At 72.2% G+C, this 24,827-nt stretch carries 17 protein-coding genes; 8 read left to right on the forward strand and 9 right to left on the reverse strand.

Translation table 11 applies throughout. The features are described 5' to 3' along the window. Positions 1–43: 43 nt before the first annotated feature. Both ACIP37_RS21985 and ACIP37_RS21990 read right to left on the reverse strand, forming a co-directional pair. Positions 44–1,168, reverse strand: a complete 1,125-nt coding sequence (locus ACIP37_RS21985) for a hypothetical protein (protein WP_363581303.1) — start codon at positions 1,166–1,168, stop codon at positions 44–46. A gap of 334 nt (positions 1,169–1,502) precedes the next feature. Continuing rightward, positions 1,503–2,624, reverse strand: a complete 1,122-nt coding sequence (locus tag ACIP37_RS21990; protein WP_400844318.1) for a basic secretory protein-like protein — start codon at positions 2,622–2,624, stop codon at positions 1,503–1,505. Positions 2,625–3,055: 431 nt separating this feature from the next. Between ACIP37_RS21990 and ACIP37_RS21995 the strand changes: the two genes are divergently transcribed. The 4 genes from ACIP37_RS21995 (at position 3,056) to ACIP37_RS22010 (ending at position 5,558) form a co-directional block, all read left to right on the forward strand. Next, entirely contained in the window at positions 3,056–3,334 is a 279-nt protein-coding gene (locus tag ACIP37_RS21995; protein ID WP_363581299.1) for a hypothetical protein, read from the forward strand. A gap of 232 nt (positions 3,335–3,566) precedes the next feature. After that, positions 3,567–4,091, forward strand: a complete 525-nt coding sequence (locus ACIP37_RS22000) for a MepB family protein (RefSeq protein WP_363581297.1) — start codon at positions 3,567–3,569, stop codon at positions 4,089–4,091. A gap of 146 nt (positions 4,092–4,237) precedes the next feature. Continuing rightward, the gene (locus ACIP37_RS22005; protein ID WP_400809210.1) at positions 4,238–5,059 is read left to right on the forward strand and encodes a lipase family protein; all 822 of its coding nucleotides are present in this window, start codon (positions 4,238–4,240) and stop codon (positions 5,057–5,059) included. Positions 5,060–5,276: 217 nt separating this feature from the next. Next, positions 5,277–5,558 (forward strand): hypothetical protein, encoded by a 282-nt coding sequence (locus tag ACIP37_RS22010; RefSeq protein WP_363581293.1) that lies wholly within the window; start codon positions 5,277–5,279, stop codon positions 5,556–5,558. Positions 5,559–5,816: 258 nt separating this feature from the next. Here ACIP37_RS22010 and ACIP37_RS22015 read toward each other — a convergent pair whose 3' ends face one another. Next, complete coding sequence (locus tag ACIP37_RS22015) at positions 5,817–6,038, reverse strand: hypothetical protein (protein ID WP_400809214.1); 222 nt, start codon at positions 6,036–6,038, stop codon at positions 5,817–5,819. Positions 6,039–6,943: 905 nt separating this feature from the next. Between ACIP37_RS22015 and ACIP37_RS22020 the strand changes: the two genes are divergently transcribed. Next, positions 6,944–12,076, forward strand: a complete 5,133-nt coding sequence (locus ACIP37_RS22020) for an RICIN domain-containing protein (protein ID WP_400844321.1) — start codon at positions 6,944–6,946, stop codon at positions 12,074–12,076. Positions 12,077–12,360: 284 nt separating this feature from the next. On the opposite strand, the gene ACIP37_RS22025 is transcribed toward ACIP37_RS22020, so the two are convergent. Genes ACIP37_RS22025 through ACIP37_RS22040 form a run of 4 tightly spaced genes read right to left on the reverse strand, consistent with a single transcriptional unit; the run spans position 12,361 to position 18,253 of the window. Then, on the reverse strand, positions 12,361–14,421 hold the full coding sequence (locus tag ACIP37_RS22025) for an ABC transporter ATP-binding protein (RefSeq protein ID WP_363581287.1): 2,061 nt from the start codon (positions 14,419–14,421) through the stop codon (positions 12,361–12,363). 19 nt (positions 14,422–14,440) lie between these two features. Continuing rightward, complete coding sequence (locus ACIP37_RS22030; RefSeq protein ID WP_363581285.1) at positions 14,441–15,358, reverse strand: ABC transporter permease; 918 nt, start codon at positions 15,356–15,358, stop codon at positions 14,441–14,443. Next, on the reverse strand, positions 15,358–16,302 hold the full coding sequence (locus tag ACIP37_RS22035; protein WP_363581283.1) for an ABC transporter permease: 945 nt from the start codon (positions 16,300–16,302) through the stop codon (positions 15,358–15,360). The genes ACIP37_RS22030 and ACIP37_RS22035 overlap by 1 nt, the downstream gene beginning before the upstream one ends. A gap of 46 nt (positions 16,303–16,348) precedes the next feature. Then, the gene (locus ACIP37_RS22040) at positions 16,349–18,253 is read right to left on the reverse strand and encodes an ABC transporter substrate-binding protein (protein ID WP_363581281.1); all 1,905 of its coding nucleotides are present in this window, start codon (positions 18,251–18,253) and stop codon (positions 16,349–16,351) included. Between the two features lie 404 nt (positions 18,254–18,657). On the opposite strand from ACIP37_RS22040, the gene ACIP37_RS22045 reads away from it, so the two are divergent. From ACIP37_RS22045 to ACIP37_RS22055, 3 genes are all read left to right on the forward strand, one after another. Then, the gene (locus tag ACIP37_RS22045; protein ID WP_400809221.1) at positions 18,658–20,262 is read left to right on the forward strand and encodes an alpha/beta fold hydrolase; all 1,605 of its coding nucleotides are present in this window, start codon (positions 18,658–18,660) and stop codon (positions 20,260–20,262) included. Positions 20,263–20,333: 71 nt separating this feature from the next. Then, the gene (locus ACIP37_RS22050; protein WP_363581277.1) at positions 20,334–21,035 is read left to right on the forward strand and encodes a response regulator transcription factor; all 702 of its coding nucleotides are present in this window, start codon (positions 20,334–20,336) and stop codon (positions 21,033–21,035) included. Further along, complete coding sequence (locus ACIP37_RS22055; protein WP_400809224.1) at positions 21,035–22,351, forward strand: sensor histidine kinase; 1,317 nt, start codon at positions 21,035–21,037, stop codon at positions 22,349–22,351. The genes ACIP37_RS22050 and ACIP37_RS22055 overlap by 1 nt, the downstream gene beginning before the upstream one ends. A gap of 84 nt (positions 22,352–22,435) precedes the next feature. Here ACIP37_RS22055 and ACIP37_RS22060 read toward each other — a convergent pair whose 3' ends face one another. Together ACIP37_RS22060 and ACIP37_RS22065 are read right to left on the reverse strand one after the other, a co-directional pair. Then, entirely contained in the window at positions 22,436–23,392 is a 957-nt protein-coding gene (locus ACIP37_RS22060) for a formylglycine-generating enzyme family protein (protein WP_400809227.1), read from the reverse strand. 75 nt (positions 23,393–23,467) lie between these two features. Beyond that, a complete protein-coding gene (locus ACIP37_RS22065) occupies positions 23,468–24,811 on the reverse strand; it encodes an MFS transporter (RefSeq protein WP_363581273.1) in 1,344 nt (447 codons plus the stop codon). Positions 24,812–24,827 lie beyond the last annotated feature (16 nt).

Below are 24,827 nucleotides of genomic sequence, written 5' to 3' on the forward strand. Positions count from 1 at the left end.
GCCGTGCGCGGCCTCGGCGGGGAGCCGAGGCCGCGCGCCGGGTTCAGTTGGCCAGGCTGAAGTCGCCGCCGAGGGGTGCGGCGATCTTGTCGACGCCGGTCAGCGCGGTGAGCGAGGTGACGGGGGTGCTGCTGTCGGTGGTGGTGCCGTTGCCGAGTTGGCCGGAGCCGTTGTTGCCCCAGGAGCGGACGGTGTTGTCGCCGAGCAGGACGATGGTGTGTTCGCGGCCGCCGGCGATCAGTTGGATGCCGGTGAGGCCGGGGACCTGGACGGGGGTGATCCGGTAGTCGGTGGTGCCGTCGCCGATCTGGCCGGAGGTGTTCCGGCCCCAGGCCTTGAGCTTGTTGTCGCTGTCGGTGACGGCCAGGCTGTGGTGGGCTCCGGCCGCGATCCCGGAGACCCCTCCGAGCCAGCTGCCCTGGGTGTCGACCGGGGTGAAGCGGCTGATGGTGGTGTTGTCGCCGAGCTGGCCGGTGGCGTTGTAGCCCCACGCCTTCACCGCGTTGCCGCTGGTGGGCTTGGTGGAAGTGCTCGGCGGGCCGACCAGGGCCAGGTTGTGGTCGGCTCCGGCGGCGATCCGGGTCACACCGGTCAGGTTGTTCACCGGCGACGGTACGTTGCGGCTCGCCGAAGTGCCGTCCCCGAGCTGGCCGTTGATGTTGTAGCCCCAGGCCCACACGGTGCCGTCCTCGCGCAGCGCCAGACTGTGGTTGAGTCCGGCGGCGATCGCGATCACCTTGTTGAGTCCCTCGACCCGGACCGGGACGCTGCTGTCGGCGTTGGTGCCGTTGCCGAGCTGGCCGTAGTTGTTGCGCCCCCAGGCGACCACGGTCCGGTCGGCGAGCAGTGCCAGGCTGTGCACTCCGCCCGCGGCGACGTCGGTGGCATCGGAAAGGTTGACGACCTGGCCGGGCGCGTTGTGGCTGAACACCGAACCGTCTCCGAGCTGCCCGGACCCGTTGGCGCCCCACGTCTGCACCGTGCGGTCGGTCAGCAGGGCCAGCCCGAAACCTGCGGTGGGGCCACTTCCCCCGGCGGCGATCTTCACCACCTCGGCGCTCGTCAGCCCCAGCACGGTGGTGGCCGTCGTACGGATGTCCGTCCAGGTGCCGTCGCCGAGCTGACCCGCGCGGTTGTTGCCCCAGGACTTGAGCCGCTTCTCCTGCACTTCATCTCCTCATCGGGTGTGCTGTCACTCGGGAACGCGACCGCGCCGGGCGCGGCCGCCGAGGCCGCCACGAGGACGCGGCGATGTCGCCTCCCGACAGACCGCTCCTGCCCGGCACTCTCCGCAAGATCTCGAACGCATCATCGGTGACGAGCGATCAGAACTCGGGGCCCAATCTCGATCTTCACTCGAAAAGGTGACCTTCCGGTGTTTCCAGGCGCGCCGGGCCGTCCCGCACCGCGCACACCCGCCCCTTGGCGGCGCTCCTGACGTCAACACGACGGCCCGGCACCTCGTGGGTGCCGGGCCGTCGGGTGGGGTGTGGGGGCGCGGGTTACTTGGGCATCTCGTTCCAGAGCTGCTGGGCGCTCTTGCCGGTGAGCTGGACCCAGATCTGCTCGTTGTAGTTCGTGGTGTTCAGCAGGTGTGCCAGGTCGGGCTTGTTGTAGGCCTTCGAGACGTAGTCGATGAACCGGGCGGTGGCCTGGTAGCCGCTGTCGTAGTTGGAGTCCGGGCCGAAGCGCTGGGCGCCGGTGCCCGGCTGGAAGTTGTAGTCGCGCACCCAGTCCGCCAGGCCCTCGCCCAGCCACCACTTGCCGGAGAACGGGCTGTCCCAGACCGCGACGTGCACGGCCTCGTGCACCAGGAAGCCGGTGTCACCCTGGTTGCCGCGGGTGTAGCCGATGTTGACGTGGACCTCCTTGACGCCGCTGCTGGGGTTCACCGTGGTGAACGCGGGGTAGTCGGTCAGCTTCGGGTCAAAGATGATCTTGAAGTAGCTGGGGGCGGCGAAGGCTCCCTTGGTGATCAGGTTGGAGATCGTCGGGTAGTAGTCCGCGACGGTCCTCTTCTGCTGCTCCAGCCACGGCCCGAGGTCCGGGGCCTGCGAGTAGTCGAGGTCGATGGTCGGGCGGCCGGCGGTCGGCGGGGTGGTGGCGCCGTTGCGGTCGAGGTTCCAGGACTGCGCCGGGTCCCCCGCGTTGCAGGCGGCCACCTTGGCGTTCAGGTCCGCGCCACGGGCGAGGCAGAGGTTGCTGTCCGAGACGCTGTGCAGCAGCCAGGCCCGGCCGTTGCCCATCGAGGTGTTCTCCAGCCACCACTTCTGATTGTCCGCGCCGACGTAGTTCCAGGCACCGACGGTGTTCTTGCCCCGGTCCCGGTCGACGGCGTTGTTGGTGCCGGGCACCTTGACCGACCAGGCGCCGTTGCCCTCGTCCCTGACCGTCCAGACCTGCTGGGCGGAGGACTCGTTCCAGTCGCGGACCACCACGTTGGAGGCGTTGTTGCGGCTGTCCCACTGGAGGGCGCCGCCCGCGTAGCTGGAGATGCGGTAGTCGGCGCCGCTGGACGGGAGCGACTCGGCCGCACTGGCGGTCCCGGCGCCGAAGGCCATCCCGGACACGACGGTCGCGGCGGACAGGACGACGGCGGCGGCGGCCGTACGACGGGTGATCATCTCGGGGTTCTCCTCTCGGGCGGCTCCCCCCTGGAACCGGCCTGCGGTCATGCCACCGGGCCCCGGTAGACGCGGCGTCAACGCTCCCGTCAACGGGTGCGTTGACGGGCCGTCGGTCCGGTGGTGTTCACCCGAAGGTCCAGGCCTTCTGCCAGGTGGCTCCTCACTCGCGGATGCCCGCGCTCTCGACCGCCCGCCGCCGGGTCGCCCGCCGCCGGTGTCGCCCGACAGCGACAGCGGCGCTGTCACGCGGTGACATGCCGCGCACTGACCGTCGGATCCGTGCCAGGCCCGGCCAACGCGAGCCCCTGAGGGGCAACGCGACTCGCCGGAGGTCGGGTGCCTTCGTCCTCGGACTCTGGCACGCTCGGTGTGGCGAGGTCGAGTCGAGTGGTCGTCCCATCACCGATGTTCCGTACGAGGAGGCATAGTTGACGCTGAGGAAGAAAGGGTCGCGCCTGATCACCATCGACGAGGTGGTGTACCGGTGGCGGGTACACGGTGGTGTCCGCTGCTGCATCGCGTGCGCATGGGGCCGGTCCGGTTTCGCGGTCCAGCGGGTCGACCAGATGGGCCCGGTGCTTCTGGCAGCCACGTCAGCGTTCCCCGTCGTGCCGTCCATCGTCGAGGCGGGAGTGCGCACCGCGCTCGATCAAGGATGGCAATCTACCGGGGCAGGGCCCGCTTTCCGCCTGCGGGAGCTGGTTTAGAGCGGAGGCGAAGGCCGCGGTCTGCGGCATCGGATCGGCCACCGGCAGGTCGACACGACTCCGTGTAGAGCGACGCGCTCGACCACCCGACCAGGAGCGGCGCAGCCGGGAGCGGCTGCCGACCGGACGGCGACGGCGCCTGCTCCACCCGCCTGTCCGTGATCGGGTCCGATGGCAGGAGCCCCTGATAGAGCACCTCAAGGGGTGGCAGCCTCGATGGCAGAATGACGGAATGGTGACGAATCAGCCGTGGGCAGGACTTCATGCTGACCTGCTGGCGGCGAAGGCCTTGGTGTACGACCCGAGCGGTTTGGCCTGTTCGCCCCCGGTGGCCGAACCGGAGAGCACCGAATACGCGGCTTGCCGGTTCACGATCGACGGCCGCTCGGTCCGGTTCCGCGCGGCCAAAACCACCCCGACGAAGGCGGGCCAGTTCGTCACCGTGTGGCTGCGATCCGAAGAGGGACCGATCCGGCCCTTCGACACCGACGACGGGGTGGACCTCTTCGTCATCAGCTGCCGCGACGACAACGGCTTCGGGCAGTTCGTCTTCCCGTCCGAGGTGCTGTGCGAGCGCGACATCGTCTCCCGCAACGGCTCCGGCGGGAAACGAGGGTTCCGCGTCTACCCGCCATGGGTGACCACGACCAACCGGCAAGCGCGCAGCACGCAGGCCTGGCAGGTGAACCACTTCTTCCACATCGGCCAGAACGGGCCCGCCGACCTGGCGTACGCCCGCGCCCTCCACCACCCGTAGCCGCCCCCGTGCGCCGGCTCGGCTGTCGGGATGACATCCGGGCGCGGCCCACCCGGAGCGGCGGTCCGCGCTCTGGTACGACGGGGCTGATGTCCGCGCCGGCGGTGCGTCCCCCGTCCGCCGGCCGTCCCGGAGGAGAGATCGCCGTGCCCGTGCCCACCACCTTCGACCACCAGGCGAAGAACTACAGCGTCCCGCACGCCTACTGGCTGGCGAAGGCGTCCGAACTCGCCTACCAGGACGAGGCCACCATCGAACAGCAGGCCCGCGACTGGGGCTTCGACCGGGTGCGTCACCACCAGACCCGGTTCACTCCGCCCTTCCCGCTGGAGGACACCCAGGGCTACACCATGGCCAGCGACCACATGGTCGTCACGGCGTTCCGCGGCACCCAACCGACCGAGATCCGCGACTGGCTCTCCGACTCCTCCACGCCGCCCTGGCCCGGCCCCGCCCGCACCGGCTACGTCCACTACGGCTTCGCCGAAGCGCTGGAGTCGGTCTTCCCGGACGTCCGGGACGTCCACGCCCAGCTGCGCACCAACGGCCAGACCGTGTGGTTCACCGGCCACAGCCTCGGCGGAGCCCTGGCGATGCTGGCCGGCGCCCGGTTGTACCTGGAGGACCCGCGCCTCCAGGCCGACGGCATCATCACGTTCGGGCAGCCCCGCACCTGTGACCGGCTGCTCGCCGCCGCCTGCAACGAGGGCTTCAAGGGACGCCTGTACCGGTTCGTCAACAACAACGACATCGTGCCCCAGCTGCCGCCGGAGCCGGCCTACACCCACGTCGAGGCGCTGAAGTACATCGACTCCTCGGGCCGGCTCCACGACTCCATGGGCCTGGTCGCCGGGCTCGCCGACCGCGCCAAGGGCCTGACCGCCGACGCGTTCGCTCCGGCCACGGCCGGTGTGCGCGACCACGCGATGAAGCGCTACCTCGCGGCCCTGGAACAGAACCTCGCCTGACGGAGTCAGGCCCTGCGGGCGGGACGGGCGCCGGTGGGTCCACGGCCGGCAGGCCGGGCCCGGCGAGCGGAACCGGGCCGAGGGCCGAGTGAACCGATGGTACGAACAGCCTCCCCCCGGTAGCGATGCGCACACGACCGTGTGTGGATGGTGACGGGCCGCCACACCACGGCCGTCCGATCCACCCTCACCATTCGCACCTCGAAGGGTTCCACCCATGCGTACCGCGCACCGCATCCTGGCCGTCTCCGTCCTCAGCCTCCCGCTCGTCATCGGCGCGGCGACCACCGCCTCCGCCGCCGAGACCGACAACATCCCCACCGTCAACTTCGACAGCGGCGCGTTCGCCGTCGGCCCGAACGGCAGCGCCCTTCAGGTCACCGACGCCCAGTTCGGCCCCTGTGGCTCCTCCTTCCTCACCGGCGCCGTCGTGGTCGGCCCTGGCGGCGTCGCGGGCAGCGCCACCGAGACCGGCATCAGCACCGGCGGGCAGGGCTGACCCCACCCGCACCCGCGCCACGGCTGCCCCGGGAGCACCCCGCCCCGGGGCAGCCGCCCGTCCGAAACCGGACGGGGCCAGGACAAAACGCCCTACCCGGCCCGCGGGAGGACACCCGCCCCCTGCCGGACGGCACCGCCAACGCCACGATCACCGGCGTCAGCGGCGCCGCCGTCCTCACCGAAGCCACCGGGGGACCGGGCGCCGGAGGGCACGGCAGCCGGCGCGCGCAGTGTCCGTCCGGCATCTGGTGCGTGGTCACCGGACGGCCCAGGCCAGGCAGGCGGGCTGGTGCCAGGTCGTCCGGACCACCTGGCCGCCGGGCAGCCTGTGCTCGCTGTTCCAGGTCCGGCAGCACCCGGCGGCAGGTCGACGCGGCCCGGACGGCACCGCGGGACCGACGGCCTGGCGGACGGGCACGGGCGCGAAGGCCGGCTTGCCAGGGCGGCCCCGGCGGCGCCTGGTGGAGGAAGTCGTCATGCCCGCCGTTCTGCCACCCCCGGCCCCCCTCCAACCTCGCCTCACCCGAACGGATGAGCAGCCCGGGCCGGCTGCGGGACGCTGACGCGGCAGCAGGAAGCGGTGAGGGGCGTCCCTGGGCGAGGACGTCGAGCAGGGGGCCTGCTGGGAGGCGGGCTTGCCGTCGGCGCGGCCCGTCTACAGGTCCCGCACGGGGATCAGGATCATCTGGGGCTGCTGGTCGACCGTGGCCACTGGCGGGGCATCGGACCCGTCGCGGGTTCACAGCTGGTACCGCAGCGAGATATACGCGCCAGGGCCATCCGTTCATCGTTTGTCTACCACCCACTGTCAACGTGCCCCGGTACAGCTGTGAAGTTTCAAGGAGTTTCTCAATGGCACACCCGGGCACGGCCGCCTCACCGACCGAACGGCGAATACCGTGGCGACCACAATGGGCGTACACGGCGGTCGTACCGCTGTTCGCCCTGCTGGCGGGGCTCATCGGCGCGTTCCCGATACCCGCGCACGCGGTGGGCCCCGTCGCTCCGCCGCAGGCCGTACCAGCGACCGTTCAGGAACACTCGGCCGCGACCTACAACAATCGGTACGGCACCAGATGGCGGGGGGAGATCTTCGATCTCGCCCAACGTGTTGACATTCTCGCGCTGCAGGAAATCCGGGACGCGGAACCGGACGATCCGGACATCGTGCCCGAAGCATCGATCAACACGAACGGTTTCGAGGTCCAGAGGTACCGATGGGAGGTGTTTCCCGCCTGGACAGGCGGCACTCGCACCATCTACCGGGTCAGGACAGCCACCCGTGAAGAACGCTCGCTGGCCCTCGTGGTGCCCCGGAGCATCGACAACGCTGCGGCGCCCGTGGTGAGGGTCATCCCGCCTCAGCCGGAGAACAACGGCCAGGTGGCTAACGATGCCAAGCCCATCCTGGGCGTCAAGCTCGCGGACGGCACGTGGTACTACTCCATGCACGCCACCAACAGGGCAGCAGGCTTCCATGAGCGGAACAACGTGCCGGCCGCCATCCAGGCGGTCACGGCGACGGGCGACGCGAACTGGGCCCTGATGGGCGACTTCAACCGCGAGCCCGGGTCGCTGTCGATGGCGCAGGTGTTCGGCGACGGCCGTCGGCTCGTCAGCTCCGGCATGATGACCTACTCCAGGAACCGCCCGACCTCCGAATACGACTACATGATCGCCCGGGGGCTGCCGGCCGACCACCAGTACACGGCGCGCCGCCTCGGCTACGTGGAGGAATCGGACCACTTCCCGGTGATGTTCAGCAAGGACCCGCTGCGTCGCAAGGACGAGACCTGTCGGCCGAACGTCCCGTCCCCGCCCCGAGCAGCGGCCGCGTCCATGATCTCCCTCGCGGCGGCCGGCGTCCCCGCTGACGTCCCGGCCGGCGTCCCGGCCGACAGCGCGCCGCCGACGGCCTCCGCTTCCGCCGCCACAGCCCGGGAGCCGCAGCACGGGAAGGTCTCCGTCCTGACCTCCGGAGCCGCCGGCCTGGTCGCCGACGTGCCGGACGCCTCGCCCGCTCCGGGCAGCCCGGTACGGGCCGCCGCCCCCGACTGCTCCGCCGGGCAGAGCTGGGCGACCTGGCAGAAGGCGGACGACACCTGGGTGATCGAGACCGGCCGGACCAACGGCACCACCCCGGCCGGACAGGGCAGCGTGCTCAGCGTCCCCGCGTACGGTGACCGGCTGGCCGTGCGGCCGATCGAGAACGACGCGACGAACGGCAAGCCCGACGGCAGCCCCGGCCAGCGCTGGCGCTTCGTCGCCGACGGCGCGGGCGGCTACCGCATCACCACGGCCACCGACGGCCGTTGCCTCACCCTGGACGGCACCGCGCTGACGGTGGCGCCGTGCGACGGCTCCGACCGGCAGGGCTGGCACCTGTCCGTGCCGTGCTCCGGCGCCGGCCACACCGTCCCCGGCTTCCCCGACCTGCCGTGGCCGACCGTCGCGGACCGCCCCGAGGTGACCTGGCCGTCGCTGCCAGGGCACCCGGCGATCCCGTGGCCGTCCGTCCCGGGCTTCCCGGGCGTCCCGATGCCCGGCCACCCCGACCTGCCCGAGCTGCGCTGGCCCGGCTTCCCCACTCTGCCCACCACGGCGTGGCCCGCCGTCTCCGGCCACCCCGAGGCGACCTGGCCGGCCGTCCCCGGCTCCCCGACCGTCCCGTGGCCCGCCATGCCGGGCCACCCCGGCGTCCCGTGGCCGGTGCTGCCGCTGCCCGGCAACGGCAACGACGACGGCAGGGCCCTGATCCCCGGGCTGCCGAGCGCCACCGACCCGGCGATCCCGGGGCACCCGGACCTGGCCTGGCCCACCGTGCCGGGATTCCCGCAGGTGAAGTGGCCCTCGGTGCCCGGCTCCCCGAACGTGCCGTGGCCGGGCCACCCCGACCTGCCGGACGCGCCGGGGACGGACGGGCCCTCGCTTCCGGACGTCACCTGGCCGACGCTCCCGAGCATCCCGCTCTGGCGCTGGCCGTCCGTCCCCGGGTTCCCCACCGTCCCGTGGCCCTCCCTGCCGGGGCTGCCGGACGTCCCGTGGCCCACGACCACCGGCTTCCCGAACGACCCCGCCGCCTGGTCGAACCCGCCCAAGTCGCCGGAGGAGCCTCCCAAGTGCAAGCGGAAGGACCAGCCGGACGGCAACACCCCTGGCGGTGACAACGGTTCCACCGGCGGCCGTCCGCCGGTGCCCGCGCCTCCGGGGATCTCGCTGCCCGGGTTCCCCGTTCTGCCCATGTTTCCGCCGATCTTCGGCGGCCCGTCGACTCCCAGCGGCCCCAACAACGGCACTGGCCCCGACGGCGGCACTGGCAACGACGCCGGGACCGGCGCATACCTCCAGCCGGGCACCGGGGACACCCTCGTGCCCGACGTCCGCGGCTCCAGCACCGTGGCGGGCAACGCCGTCCAGGCCTACGAGCCGAACGGCACGGACGCGCAGAAGTGGGTGTTCTGGGACCGCGGCAACGGGAACTGGGCGATCGAGACCCGGCTCACCTACAACCGCGCCTCCGCCGCCGAGCGCATGCTGCTGGCCCACGACACCGGCCGGCACGAGAGCGTGCTCGCACCGGCCGCCGCGGACGGGCAGCCCGGCCAGCTGTGGCAGTTCAGGGACGCCGGGGGCGGCTGGACGAACGTCGTCAGCGCGGCCGGCGGCTGCCTGACCCAGCGCGGCGCGCACGAGGTACTGGCCGTCCGCGACTGCGACGGCAGCGCGCAGCAGAAGTGGAAGCTCTCCGGCACCGTGCCGACGACCGGGGGCGGCAACGGCAACAACGGCGGCAGCACGGGCGGTGGCGGCACCGGCGGCCAGCCGCCGCTGGGCGCCGGTGGTGCGCAGCCCGTACACAACCGGACGGTGGTACTGCAGTCGGGCAACGGCGGCCTGCTCGCGGACCTCGACGGCGCCAACACCGCCGCCGGGACCCGCATCAAGGCGCAGGGCCGCAACGGCAACGACGCGCAGAAGTGGACGCTGTGGCAGAAGCCGGACAGCCGGTGGCTGATCGAGACGAAGCTCGGCGGCGGCATGGTGATGGACCACAACCCCACCACCCACCGCACCCATCTCATCGGTGCGCAGGAGGGCAACGCCAACCAGCTGTGGCGGTTCACCGACGCCGGGGGCGGCTGGTTCACGGTCGTCAGCGCCGCCGGCAACGGCTGCCTCACGGCGGCGGCCGACGGTGCGGAGCTGGCGATCCTCGGCTGTGACGGCACCAACGCCCAGAAGTGGCGCCTGACCGAGGCCGTCGACAACCCGTCGACCGGCGGTGGCACCGGTGGCACCAGCGGTGACGGTGGCGGTGGCGGTGGCGGGAACTCCGGCGGCGCGGCCGCGGTGCCGGTCTACTCGGCGCTGCCGTCCAAGTGCCTGGACGTCACCGCCGGCAACACCGCGAACAACACCCCGATCGACCTCTACGACTGCAACAACACCGCCTCCCAGCAGTGGACCCCGACCGCGACCAGCGACGGGCTCGTCCTGAAGGCGTTCGGCAAGTGCCTGGACGTCGCCGCCGGCAACACCGCCGGCGGCACCCGGGTGGGTCTGTACGACTGCAACGCCAGCGCGGCGCAGAACTGGCGCCAGGGCGCGGACTCCTCCCTGGTCAACCCGAACTCGGGCAAGTGCCTGGACGTCGTGGGGGGCAACTCCGCGAACGGCACCGCACTGCAGATCTGGGACTGCAACGCCAGCGACGCGCAGCGCTGGGGCCTGGGCACCGTCCCGCCGCGCGCCCCACAGCGGCCCGCGCAGCAGCCCGGCACCACCCCGGTGGTGAGCCCCGGCGTCGGTTCGTCGCAGGTCGCCACCCTGCGCTCGGCGAACAACACCATGGTCGCGGACCTCGACGGCGCGAACACCGCCTCCGGCACCGCGATCAAGGCGCTCGGCTCGAACGGCAACGACGCGCAGCGCTGGGCGTTCTGGCCCACCGCGAACGGGCGCTGGATCATCGAGACGCTGCTGACCGACGGCAAGGCCGCCGCCGGCCAGGGCATGGTCATGGACCACGACCCGGGCACCCACCGCGCCCACCTGATCCGGACGATGGACGGCAACGCCAACCAGCACTGGGCCTTCCACGACGCCGGAGGCGGCTGGTTCTGGATCACCAGCGACACCGACAGCGGCTGCCTGACCGCCAACAACGCCGGTGAGCAGCTGGGCATCTGGGCCTGCGACGGCTCGGACCGCCAGCGCTGGCGGCTCGACAACATCCAGAACGGGCCCACCCCTGGCGGCGGCTCCGGCGGAGGCGGCGCCGGTGGGAACACCGGCGGCTCGTCCGGCGGTGGCGGTGGGAACAACGGCGGGAACAACGGCGGCTCGACGGGCGGAGGTTCGACCGGCGGCGGGAACGCCGGCAGCGGGGGAACCCCGCAGGCGCCCGGGGGCAGCGGGGTGCGCCACGGCGTCACCACCGTCCTGCGCTCCGGCAACAACGGCCTGGTCGCGGACCTCGACGGCGCCAACACCGCCGGCGGCACCCGGATCAAGGCCCTGGGCGGCAACGGCAGCGCCGCACAGCAGTGGATGCTGTGGCAGAAGCCCAACAACCAGTGGCTGATCGAGACGAAGTTCGCCGGGGCGATGGTGATGGACCACAACCCCAGCACCCACCGCACCCACCTCACCAGCGCCCAGGAGGGCAACGCCAACCAGCTCTGGCGCTTCCAGGAGAGCCAGAACTTGCCCGGCTGGTACCGGATCATCTCCGCGGCCGACAACGGTTGCCTCACCGCCGTCAACAGCAGCGAGGACCTCGCCGTCTGGGCCTGCACCTCCTCCACCGCCCAGTGGTGGAAGCTCGACGACTCAGCGGTCACCGGAGGTGGCGGTGGGAACACCGGCAGTGGCGGTACCGGCGGAGGCGGAGGCGGCGGGAACACCGGCGGCGGTGGCGGAGGAAGGGACCCGCGCTTCCCGGACAGCATCCAGCTCCCCCCGGTCTGCAACGGGCGGCAGTCCTCCGACTCGTGGATGTGGCACGGGGACACCCTGTGCCCAGGGCAGAGCCTGGAGTCCTCGGCGGCGGAGCAATCCACCCGGCTCGTCATGCAGCAGGACGGCAACCTCGTCGCCTACTACACGCAGGGCGACGCCATCGGCGACCACACCTGGCCCGTATGGGAGTCGAAGACCGTGGGCTGCGGGGCCAAGGCCGTCATGCAGGACGACGGGAACCTCGTCGTCACCGCCGCCGACGGGCGGGTCTGCTGGGCCTCGGGAACCAATGGCCGCAATGGCGCCTGGCTGATGGTCAGCCCCCTGGGCGACGTCCAGATCCTGCAGGCCGGCGACGCCACCGGCGCCGCCATCGACGGGGCCCGCGCGGTGGCCGCCGCAGGAAAGGGCGACTTCCTGGAGGCCTTCATCTACGCGCTCCAGGCGATCATCAAGGGCGTCCCGAAGGTGCAGTGGCAGACGAACACCGGACACCCGCGCCTGGTGCCGCCCAAGTGCGTCGTGACAGGAGGCCGGGTCATCCCCTGCACCTGACCTTCCTCCCACGGGCGGCCCGCGTGCGCCCGGCACCCGCCGGGTGCGTCCGGACTCGCCGGCCTCTCGGAAACCGGCCCGGTGGCCTCCATCCCGCTCTCGGGGTGGAGGCCACCGCCATGTGCCCATCGCCACGTGCCCACCGCCGCGTGCCCATCGCCATGTGCCCACCGCCATGTGCCCACCGCCATGTGCCCACCGCCGACGGCCTCGCCGGCCCGCTCCCGGAGGGGGCGTGGTCGGAGGCGCGGTTCAGCGGATCGGGGCGTGGTCGGAGGCGCGGTTCAGCGGATCGGGGCGGCCCGCAGGGGGAAGTGGCAGGCGGCCAGGTGGTCGTCGGGGCCGAAGGCGGTGAGCTGTGGCTCGACCTCCGCGCAGATCTGCTGCGCCGCCGCGCAGCGGGTGCGGAAGCGGCAGCCGGACGGCGGGTCGATCGCGGACGGGAGTTCCCCGGCGACGCCCCGGCTGCTCTTGGCCTTCTCCACCACCGGGTCGGCCACCGGGATGGTGTCCAGCAGGCCGCGGGTGTAGTGGTGCACCGGCCTGGCGTACACCGACGGCGCGGGGCCGATCTCCACCAGTTTGCCCAGGTACATCACGCCGATCCGGTCGGACAGGTACCGGACCACGGACAGGTCGTGCGAGATGAACAGGTACGACAGTCCGAGTTCGCCCTGAAGGTCGCTCATCAGGTTGAGCACCTGCGACTGGATCGACACGTCCAGGGCCGAGACGGGCTCGTCCGCGACGATGAGCTTGGGGCGCAGGGCCAGCGCGCGGGCCAGTCCGATGCGCTGGCGCTGGCCTCCGGAGAACTCGTGCGGGTAGCGGTCCAGGGCGGTGAGCGGCAGGCCGACCAGGTCGAAGATCTGCCTGATCCGCCGGTCGCGCTCGGCCTGGCCGTCGACCCGGTGGATGTCCAGCGGCTCGCGCATGATCGATTGGACGGGCATCCGGGGGTTCATCGCCGCGTAGGAGTCCTGGAACATGAGCTGGACGTCCCGGCGCAGTCGGCGCCGCTCGGCCCGTGGCACCAGGGCCAGGTCCCGGCCCTCGAACACCAGGCTGCCGCTGGTGGGCCGCTCCAGGCCGACGATGAGCTTGCCGACGGTGGTCTTGCCGCAGCCGGACTCGCCGACCAGGCCGAGCGTCTCTCCCCGGCGGACCGTCAGGGAGATGTCGGCCACGGCGCTGACCGCGCCGACGGCCCGGCGCAGGATCAGGCCGCTGGTCACCGCGTACTGCTTGACCAGGTTGTCGATGCGCAGCAGCGGTTCGGCCGGCGCGTCGTCGGGCACCGCGGGGGCCCGTACCGCCGGGGCCCGTACCGGCGTCGCCGGGGGCGGTGCCACGGCGGTGGGGCGGCCGCCCGGCTCGGCCTCGCCGACCGGGAAGTAGCAGGCGTAGCGGTGTTCCGGGGCCTCCCCGGACAGCGGCGGCTCCTGCGCGTGGCACCGCTCGGTGGCGTAGCGGCAGCGTGCGGCGAACCGGCAGCCGGGCGGCGGGGTGGTCAGGTCCGGCGGCAGGCCGGGGATCGAGTAGAGCCGGCCGCCGGACTCGGCGAAACGTTCCGGCAGCGATTCGAACAGTGCCTCGGTGTACGGGTGGCGGGGGTTGGTGTAGAGCTCCTCGGTGCCGGTGGTCTCGACGACCTTCCCGGCGTACATGACGGCGATCCGGTCGGCCCGTCCGGCGATGACGCCGAGGTCGTGGGTGACCAGGATGACGGCCATGCCGAGCTGCTGCTTGAGGTGGTCGATGAGTTCGAGGATCTGCTTCTGGACGGTGACGTCGAGGGCGGTGGTCGGCTCGTCGGCGATGAGCAGCTTGGGCTCGTTGGCCAGGGCCATGGCGATCATGGCCCGTTGGCGCATCCCGCCGGACAGTTCGTGCGGGTAGACCAGGGCCCGCTGGGCCGGGCTGGGCATCCCCACCAGGGACAGCACCTCGACGGCGCGCTCGTGCGCCTCCTTCCGGGAGGCCCGGCGGTGGATGCGCACGGACTCGGAGATCTGCCGGCCGATGGTCATCGTCGGGTTGAGCGAGGTGGTCGGGTCCTGGAAGATCATCCCGATGTCGTTGCCGCGCACCCGGTCCATCTTCTCGGGGCCGAGCGCGAGCAGATCGCGGCCGTCGAGCAGGACCCGGCCGTCGACGACGCTGCCGCCGTTCGGCAGCAGCTGCATGATCGACATGGCGGTCATGGTCTTGCCGCAGCCCGACTCCCCGACGATGCCGAGGGTCTCGCCGACGTCCACCGCGAGGTCGACGCCGTCCAGGGCGTGCACCACCGAGCGCTTCAGCCGGATCTCGGTGCGCAGGCCGGTCACTTCGAGGAGCGCCACTGCTGATCCTCCGTCGGGTTCACCGCTTCTGCAGCCGGGTTTCGAAGGCGTCGCGCAGGGCGTCGCCGATCACGTTGAAGCACAGGATGATCAGGATGATCACGGCGGCGGGCGGATAGATCATCCACCAGCAGCCCTGGCCGGCGAAGGTGGTGCCGACGTCGAGCATGCCGCCCAGGTCGTTGTTGGGGGCCTGGAGGCCCAGGCCGATGTAGCTGAGCGTGGACAGGGCGAAGACCGCGTCGGCGATCGAGAACGTGGTGTTGACGATCGTGGTCCCGATGGTGTTGGGCAGGATGTGCTTCAGCACGATCCGCCGACCGCCCGCGCCCATCATCCGGGACGCGGCCACGTACTCGCGGACCTTGATGGCCAGGGCCTCGCCGCGGACCAGGCGGGTGATGCCGAACCAGGAGGTCAGGCCGACCTCCAGGATCAGCATGGCCTTGCTCTTCCCGTAGACGCTGCTGAGGTAGATCAGCAGGAAGATCAGCGGGAAGGACATGAAGGAGTCGATCACCCGCATCATCAACGCGTCGATCCAGCCGCCGAGATAGCCCGCGACCGCGCCGTACAGCGCGCCGAGGACGGCGGCGATCAGACCGGCGGCGAGTCCGATCTCCAGGCTGGTCTGCCCGCCGACCATCACCTTGCCGAGCTCGTCGATGCCGTCGTTGTCCGTGCCGAGCGGGTGCCCGGCGCCCGGCGGCAGGGTGACGGCGGAGAGGTTCACCACCGAGGTGTCGGCGTGGTAGAACAGCGGGCCGAGGAAGCAGAAGGCGATGATCGAGACCAGGACGGCGACGGCGACCAGGGCCAGCCTGTTCTCGGCGAAGACCTCCGCGCCGCGCCGGAGCATCGAGCGGGGCCGCCCGGCCGGCTCCCCGCCCGGGGCGGAGGCGGGCCGACCTTCCGTGGTACCGGGTGTCAGGGCCATCAGGTGAGCCTCACTCGTGGGTCCAGCACGGCGTAGCCGAGGTCGGCCAGCAGCGAGCCGACCACGGTGGTCACCGCGGTGAGCAGGGTGGCCGCCAGGGTGATGCCGTAGTCGTTCTGCAGCGCGGCACGGGTGGTCAGCAGGCCGATGCCCTGGATGTTGAAGACGTACTCGACGATCAGCGCGCCGCCGACCAGCGCGGGCAACGAGAGACCGACCAGGGTGACCATCGGGATCAGGGCGTTGCGCAGCACGTGGCCGTACAGGGTGCGGCGCCGGGAGGCGCCCTTGGCCTGGGCGGACCGCACGTAGTCCTGGGTGATCTGGTCCAGCACCCCGGAGCGCATGTAGCGGCTGTAGCCGGCCACGGTGGTGACGGTCAGGGTCAGGACGGGCAGGCAGACGGCCCCGGGGTGGGTGAGCGCGTCGCCGAAGGTGGCCACCTGGTCCTGCACCGAGACCCAGTGCAGGTCGTCCTCGAACCACTGCTGGATCAGGAAGCCGATGAAGAACGTCGGCACGCCGTAGGCGACGAAGGAGAACACCGTGAAGGCGTGGTCCAGCACGCTGTTGCGGCGGGTGGCCTGGAGCAGGCCCGCCGGCACCGCGATCAGCAGCGCGAGCAGCAGCGAGGCGCCGACGATGTAGGCGGAGGCGCCGAGGGCGTTGAACAGCAGGTCGGAGATCGGGCGCTGCTGGATGTAGTCGAAGCCCAGGTTGCCGTGCAGCAGGCCGTCCAGCCAGGTCCAGTACTGCACGTAGACGGGGCGGTCCAGACCCATCTGCTGGGTCAGGTGGGCGATGTTGGCCGGGGTGGCGTGGGAGCCGAGGATCGCTCGGACCGGGCCGCCCGGCATGAGCTGCATCAGGCCGAAGGAGATGACGGTGACCATCAGCACCGTCAGGAGGGCCTGGAACAGCCGTCGGATCAGGTAGGCCGTCACCGCCGCCCCCCGAGGGGGGCAGCGGCGACGCCGTTACGGATGGCCGTCATTTCGTGTAGTACCAGTACTCCGGCTCGTAGCCCTGGAAGGGGTCACCGGCGTCGAGGTGCAGCTTCTTGGTGACCTCGCTGATCGCGAGCGTGTTGGGGGTGTAGATGACCGGCTGGTCGCCCGCGATGTAGTCCTCGTAGGCGTACAGGTCGTTGACGTCGCTGCCGGTGGTGGTCTTGACGATCAGCTGGTCCAGCTTCGGGTCGGAGAAGCTCCAGACGTTCGGCCCGGCTCCGGTGGCGAACAGCGCGTCGCCGGTCGGGTAGTAGTCGGGGGCGTAGACCCAGCCGCCGTAGAGCAGGCCCTGCCACTGGCAGCCGGCCGGCTGGTCGGCGCCGCAGGCCACGCCCTCGTTGCCGATGGTGTTCTGGGTCTGGCTGACCATGGTGATGCCGATGCCCGCCTTGGCCGCGTCCGAGCGCATGTCCGCCGCCATGGTGTCCAGCGCGGCCTGGCCGGAGGGGTAGTCGAGCGTGAACGCGGCCTTGGTGCCCGCCGCGATACCGGCGCCGCACTGGTTCGGGCCGGTGCCCGGGTCGGTGCAGGTGGCCGGGACGCTGTCGGTGTTCCAGCCGTGGCTGCTCAGCAGCTGTTTGGCGGCCGCCGGGTCGTAGGTGGCGCGCTCGGACTGGCTCTTGGGGGAGAGCGGGTTGCCGGCCGGGAGGCTGGGCACGGCGCCGGTGCTCGGGTAGCCCCAGCCCTTCCAGATGCCGTTGATGATGCCCTGCTGGTCCACGGTGTCCTGGACGGCCTTGGTGAAGTAGGGCTGCTTGAACAGCGGCCCTACGGCCGGGTTGGCGAAGTTGATCTGGTAGTACGAGATCTCGTCCAGGTAGGTCGGGGCCGGGATGTAGTAGCCCGCGCCGCTCAACGGGTTGCCCGCGTCCGGGTTCTTGGCGTTGAAGGTCGGGGAGTTCTCGGCCGGCAGGTAGCCGACGTCGATGGCGTTGGCGCCGCCGCTGCCGGCCTTCAGGTCCGCGTACTCCGTGGTGGCCGAGGTGTACGGGACGAAGTCCACCTCGTCGAGGTGCGGCTTCTGCGGGCCCGAGTAGGCGGGGTTCGGCACGATCCCGTACGCGCCGGAGGTGCCGTTGTAGTTCTTGAGCTTCCACGGGCCGTCGACCACCGACCACAGCGGGCTGCCCGCGAAGTCGCCGCCCTTGGTCGACTGCGCGCTGAGGTAGGCGTAGTCGGCCGCGCAGTCCTTCGCTGCGGCGTCCGAACCGAACGCGTCGCTCGCGCAACTGCCCTTCTGCCCCTGGCCGGTGAGGTCCCAGGCGAGCGGCATCGGCGTGATCTGGCTGAGCTCGTCGTCGGTGAACCAGGTCTGGTTGACCGGGGTGTTGAGGGTCAGCGTCAGGGTCTGTCCCGAGGCGGTCGCCGAAGCCACGTTGTCCGGGAAGTACTTGGCGCCGATCGCCGGGTTCGGCGGGGTGTAGTAGCCGCTGTTGGACGACTCGGCCTTGGCCATGTTGATCCAGAACAGCACGTCCTGGGCGTTGACGTCCTCACCGTTGGACCACTTCCACGGCTTGACCTGGAGGGTGACGGTCCTGCCGTCCGCGCTCCAGGTGGGCGCCTCGCCGAGGGAAACCTCCGGGTCGAGGGCGACCTTGTCGTTCAGGCCCCAGTAGTACAGGGGGCGGTAGAACAGCTCCTGGAACTGGCTGGTGTTCACCGTGGTGACCTGGGCCGGGGAGTCGAACGGCCAGATGGCGTCCGGGAAGGTGGAGGGCGCCTCGGCGACCCGCACCACACCTCCCTGCACCGCCGCTCCGGCCGGCCCCGGGTTGCCGCTGCCGCCGCCCCCACCGCCGCCACTGCAGGCCGCGGCGGTTGCCACGACCGTGACCAGCGCCACCACCTGCGCGAATCTGCGCGCTCCTGCGGACTTCGTCATCCTTGACTTGCCCCTCTCCCCCACGTGAACACCACGAGTTCTTTCCTTGCGCGACCTGACGGTTCGCCGACGCGGGCATGGCGATGCCGTGGCCGGGCAAGGTGAGCGGCTTTCCCGACGGCGGGAAGGCACCGGCGTCCGTGGGCTTCAGCCGCTTGCCGCGTGCTGGCCCTGCCCCGTCCGGTGCTACCAGTTAGACCGATTTTTCGAACAGAGAGAAGCCTTGGGGACGACTCGTGTTCGTCAAGTTTCCATCAAGGAAAGGATCTTGAGGATGCGCGTGGTTCTCGCACCGGGACCGGCCGGAGTTCTTACACGCCTTTGCCGTCGCTCTGCCGAACCGCTGACCGGCACCCGGCAGGGTCGTGCCCACACCGACCGCAGAACGTACGGAGGGCACCACGATGACGACGAACACGGCGACGAACACGGCGGCAGGGACGACCGGTACGGCGACGGACGCGACCGCGAGCCGGGCGAAGGAGCCGGCCCGCCGGGGCGGGCTGGCCGCCGCCGCGCTGGCGGTGCTGGCGGCGGTGCTTCCGGTCACCACCGCCTCGCCCGCGCAGGCCGCCCCCACCGGGGCGGCGGGCCGGCCCGCGTGGTGCCCGACCGTCCCCGGGCACCAGGTCGACTGCACGACCATGCGCCGCCCGCTGGTGGCGGACGAGCCGCGCCTGGGCGGCATCGGCGTGAGCTACGCGGTGGTGCGCCACAGCCGCCCCGGCCCGGCCCGGGGCACCATCGCGTTCAACCCCGGCGGCCCCGGCGAGACCCTCATCGACCGCGCCGACCAGGTGGCCGGGGCACTGCAGGGGGTGCTGGACGACTACGACCTGCTCCTGCTGGACCCGCGCGGCACCGGCCGCTCCGGCCGGCTCCCCTGCGACGTCACCGAGGCCGACTACCGCTTCGCCCCGCGCCCCGCCCAGCGCGAGCTCGTCGCCGACTGCGCCGAGGAACTCGGCCCGCGCGCCCGCGGCTACACCAGCGCCGCCACCGCCGACGACCTCGATGCCGCCCGCGCGCGCCTGGGCGCCCCGAAGCTGGTCCTGTACGGCCTGTCGTACGGCACCTACCTGATGCCGGTCTACGCCGACCGCCACCCCCAGCGGGTCGAGTCGATGGTGCTGTCCGGCGCCTACCCGCTCGCCTTCGACTCCCTGGCCCGGCCCGGCGCCCAGCAGGTCTCCCTGACGCTGCGCCGGATCTGCGAGCGCAGCGGGGCCTGCGACCCGGAAGGCGCCGTCCGCGACCTCGCCGCCACCACCGAGCGGCTGCGCACCCACCCGCTGGTGCTGACCGCCTCCCTCGGCGGCAGGCCGCGCACCGTGGTCTTCAGCGAGGACAAGCTCGCCGACCTGATGTACGAGCCCGCCACCCGAGGCATCGGCCTGCACCCCGAGGAGCCCGGTCTGCTCGGCGCGCTGCCGGCCGCCCTGCACGCCCTCGCCGCGGGCGACGAGGGGCCGCTGGCCGCCCTGGTGCGCGCCGAGGTCGAGCACACCGGCACCGAGGACCAGGCCTCCTTCCTGGCCGTCACCTGCAACGACTACGCCCGCGCCTGGGACCCGGCCGCCCCGCCCGCCGAGCGCCGCCGCCAGTACCGGGCCGCGCTGGCCGCCGCCGACCCGGCCGACTTCGGGGCGTTCAGCGTCAAGGGCTGGACCGAGGGGCAGACCGACGGCGGCGACAACTGCCTGTCCTGGCCGCGCCGCGGCACCGCCGACCCGCAGCCGACCGACCTGAAGAACGTGCCCGACGTGCCCGTCCTGGTGCTCTCCGGGGACCTCGACACCAACACCCCCGAGGCCAACTCCCGCCTCTCCGCAGCCCAGTTCCGCCGCAGCGCCTTCGTCTCCGTGCCCAACAGCGGGCACATCCCGGAGATGGAGTCCACCGGCTGCGCGGTGGACATCTCCACCCACTTCATCCGCACCGGCGCGGTCGGCGACACCTCCTGCCTCGCGCACATCCCCCCGGTCCCCGTCGTCCCGGTCCCCCGCTGACCCTCTGACCGGCCGCCCTCGACCACCCCCCGACCGGCATGACCACGCCCGCCACCAGCGAAGATGACACCATGACAGATCCCACCGCCGCCCGGCGCACCGTCCTGGTCGTCGAGGACGACCCCGGCGTCCGCAACACCCTCGACCACCTGCTGCGCTTCGAGGGCTACCGGGTACTCACCACCGCCGACGGACAGGAGGCCCTGGAGCTCCTGGAGCACCGGCGCCCCGACCTCGCCGTGGTGGACGTGGTCATGCCCCGCCTCGACGGCCTCGCGCTGTGCCGGATGCTGCGCCGGCGCGGCGACCGCCTGCCCGTCCTGGTCCTCACCGCCCGCCACCAGCTCGGCGACCGGGTCGCCGGGCTCGACGCCGGCGCCGACGACTACCTGGCCAAGCCCTTCGCCACCGAGGAACTCCTGGCCCGTATACGCGCCCTGCTGCGCCGCACCGAGCCGCTCGGCGGCGAGAGCGCCGAACTCGGCCTCGACGACCTCGCCCTGGACCCCGGCGCCCGCCAGGCCCACCGCGGCGGGCGCCGGCTCGACCTGACCAAGACCGAGTTCGACCTGCTGGAACTGCTCCTGCGCAACCAGGGCACCGTCCTGACCCGCCACCAGATCTACGAACGCATCTGGGGCTACGACTTCGACACCGACTCGCGCTCGCTCGACGTCTACGTCGGCTACCTGCGCCGCAAGACCGAAGACGGCGGCGCGCCCCGGCTGATCCACACCGTGCGCAACGTCGGCTACACCGCCAGGACCGCCTGATGCTGCGCACCAGGATCGGCCTCGTGGTCCTCGCCTCCGTCCTGCTGGCCATCGCCGTGCCCGTCACCGCCGCCTACCGCGGCGTCAGCACCCTGGTCGCCGACCAGCTCGACCGGAGCCTGGAGGACCGGGCCCACACCGTGCTCGCCGCCCTGGACCTCGACCGCTCCCCGCCCGCACGGCCCGACACCGTCGAACAGCTGCTGCTCCCCGACGGCACCACCCGGCCGCTGGGGGCCCCGGGCGGCCCGGCGCTGCCCGTCTCGGCCCGGGCCCGGGAGGTGGCCCGTACCGCACAGGGCGCCCACCAGGAGGACGCCACCGTCGACGGCACCCCCTACGGCATCCTCACCAAGGCCCGCCCCGACGGGCAGGGCGCGGTGATGGTCGGCCAGACCTACGCCGGGGCGCAGACCGTCGACGACGCGTTCCTGCGCCGCATCACCTGGACCAGCGCCGCGGCCGCGGCCGCCTCCGCGCTGCTCAGCTGGCTCGTCCTCGGCCGGATCCTGCGCCCGGTGCGACGCCTGGCCCGCGCCGCCGAACACATCACCACCACCCGCGACCTGGCCACCCCGCTGCCCGCCGCCGGACGCGACGAAGTCGGCCGCCTCACCCGCGCCTTCGAGGCGATGGTCGGCGCCCTGCGCCGCTCCCGCGACCAGCAGCAACGCCTGGTCCAGGACGCCAGCCACGAGCTGCGCACCCCGCTGACCTCGGTACGCGGCTGCGCCGAACTCCTCCAGCGCGCCCGCGGCCGGCTCGCCCCCGCGGACGAGGAGCAGATCCTCGCCACTCTGGTCACCGAAACCGTCGCACTCGACGAACTCGTGCGCGAACTGGTCGAGTTGGCCACCGACCAGCAGACCGTGGAGGACCCGGAGTCGGTGGACCTGACGGCCGCCGCCGAGGACAGCGCCCGGCGCTTCCGGCGCCGCACCGGCCGCGAGATCACCGTCACCGCCGAACGGCCCGTGCCGGTGCGGGCCCGCCCGCGCGCGCTGCAGCGCTGCGTGGACAACCTGGTCGGCAACGCCGTCAAGTTCAGCCCGGACGGCACCCCGGTGGAGGTCCACGTCACCGGCACCCGGCTGGCCGTGCGCGACCACGGGCCCGGCATCGCCCCCGGCGACCGGCAGGCCGTCTTCGAGCGCTTCTACCGCGCCGCCGGCACCCAGTCGACCCCGGGCTCGGGGCTGGGCCTGGCCATCGTCCACGACCTCGTCGCCGCCGACCACGGCACCGTCTTCGCCACCGCCGCCCCCTCCGGCGGCGCCGAGGTCGGCTTCCACCTGCCACCCGCACCGGAGGGCTGACGGCCCGCCCGGAGGTCGGGACGGCGGGTCGGTGGTCTGCGAGCCCGGCCGAACGGCGTGGCCCGTCGCGGACGGGTCGGCGCGTCAGTCGGGCTGTTCGGCGTTGCGGGCGCAGCGGAAGCCGGCGTGGCCGCTGGAGCTGTCGGGGGTGTTGGAGCTGCGGGCGGCGACGCGGTAGCGGTTGCAGTAGGACTCGTGGCACAGGTGGGAGCCGCCGCGGATGACCTTGGCGGTTCCGGTGGCGGGGCCGGTGGGGTTGGCCGGGGTGGGGGATGCGGGGTGGTCGGTGGTCCACCAGTCGGCGCACCACTCCCACACGTTGCCGGACATGTTGTACAGGCCGAAGCCGTTCGGTGCGAAGGAGCCGGCGGGGGCGGTGGCGCGGTGGCCGTCCGCGGCCGTGTTCTTCGCCGGGAAGGTGCCGCGCCAGATGTTGCAGCGGTGGGTGCCGTCGGGATCGAGTTCGTCGCCCCACGGGTACCGGGCCTGTTCGAGTCCGCCGCGGGCCGCGTACTCCCACTCCGCTTCGGTGGGCAGGCGCTTGCCGGCCCAGGAGGCGTAGGCGTGCGCGTCGTTCCAGGAGACGTGGACGACGGGGTGGTCGCCGCGGTCGGCGACCGTGCTGCCCGCGCCCTCGGGACGGTCCCAGGCGGCTCCGGTGACCGCGCACCACCAGGGGGTTCGCTCCACCCGCACGGCGGTGCGCCGCACGGCGGCCGGGAGGAAGCCAGCGAAGACGTAGGACCAGCCCAGGCGCTCGGCGTCGGTGCGGTAGCCGGTGTCGGCGGCGAACGCGGTGAACTGCTCGTTGGTGACCGCGCGGGCGTCGATGAGGAACGGGTCCAGCCGGACCTGCCGCACGGGGCCTTCGCCGTCGTCGGGGAAGCCTTCGTCGCCGTCGGTGCCCATCAGGAACCCGCCGCCGGGCAGGAGGACCATGCCGTCCGTCGGGCCGGCGGGACGCGGGGCCGCGAGGTGGAGCGGGCGGAGCGCGCCGGGGCCTCGCGAGGGCGTGCAGCAGGGCGCCGAGGGCAGGTTCACGGGTTCCTCCGGGAGTGGGTTCAGCCGGCCGTGTGAGGCCGGCCGTGCAAGGCGGGCCGGGTCAGGCGGGCCGGGTCAGGCCAGGGCTGCCCGGCGCCTGAGGTCGAGCTCCCGCTGCACCCGCTGAACGTCCTTCGCGTAGGGCAGGTGGAGGAGCGTCAGGAAAGCGCCGTTGACGAGCATGAGGACCACCAGGACCGCCAGGAACACCGGGCGGAGTCCGACCGCCTGGCCGAGGAAGCCGGCGCCCAGGCCGAAGGCGGCCCACGCGAGGGCTTCGAAGACCGAGACGTAGATCGTGAAGGCGGTGGCCCGCAGCTCGGGTGGGGTGACCGCCATGACCATCGGGCGGTTGAGGCTGGGATTGACGCCCTGGGCGACACCCATCAGGCAGAAGAGCAGGGCGTAGGCGCCGATGCCGCGGTAGTGGACCTGGGTGCCCAGGAAGGCGAGGACGGCGAAGGCGACCTGGGCGCCCTGGAGCGCGCCGGGAAGCCCGTGGCGGGGGCTGCGGCGGGTGGCCCAGTCGGCGAGGAAGCCTCCCAGCAGGGTGCCCAGCAGGTATCCGATGCCCAGCGGCATCAGGACGACGGCGGCTCGCTGGGTGGTGAAGCCGAACACGTCCACCAGGTAGACGACGGCGAACGAGGAGAGCAGCAGGTGTCCCGAGAGCAGCCGCGACACCAGGAGGATCGCGAAGCTGGGGATCTTGAACAGCGAGACGACGGTGGCCAGGCCGACCTTCGTCCGGGGCTCGCGGGCGGCCCGGTCGAGGTCCGCGAGTTGCCGCTCGGCCGCGCCGCGGCCGGGGTCGCGGAAGCAGAGCAGCAGCACCCCGCCGAAGAGGATGTTCAGGACGCCGACGCCCCACAGTCCCCAGCGCCAGCCGTCGTGGACTCCCGCCAGTTGCCCGATGAGCGGGCCGAGCACCGAGCCGACCAGCGACAGCGCACCGTAGAGGGCACCGACGGCGCGACCGCGCGACGCCGGGTCGAACAGGTCGCCGATGATCTCGGAAACCAGCGGCTGGGCGGCCGCGTAGCCGGCCGCGAGGACCGTGACGAAGACCAGCAGTTCGGTGAAGTCCCTGGAGAAGCCGGCGGCCACGCCCCACACCCCCCACAGGCCGGTGGACAGGACCAGGACGCTCTTGCGCGACCAGCGGCGTGCCGCCCACACCCACAGGGGGGCCGCGAGCACGCCGATCAGCTTGCCGGCGGCGGTCAGGACGCCGAGCGAACCGAGGGTCAGGCCGAGGGCGTTCCTGATGACCGGGAACAGGCCGGTGACCAGGCCGGCCTCGGTACCGTCGACCAGCATGGCGCCGCCGAGGACCGAGAGCTGGGCCCATCGGCCTTTGACCGGGGGCGGGCCGGTCCTCGTGGCGGGCCCGGAGGTGCCCTCGATAAGGTCGGACATGCGCGACTCCACTTCT

The sequence above is a fragment of the Kitasatospora sp. NPDC088861 genome, assembly GCF_044750105.1.
Taxonomy (GTDB): Bacteria; Actinomycetota; Actinomycetes; order Streptomycetales; family Streptomycetaceae; genus Kitasatospora.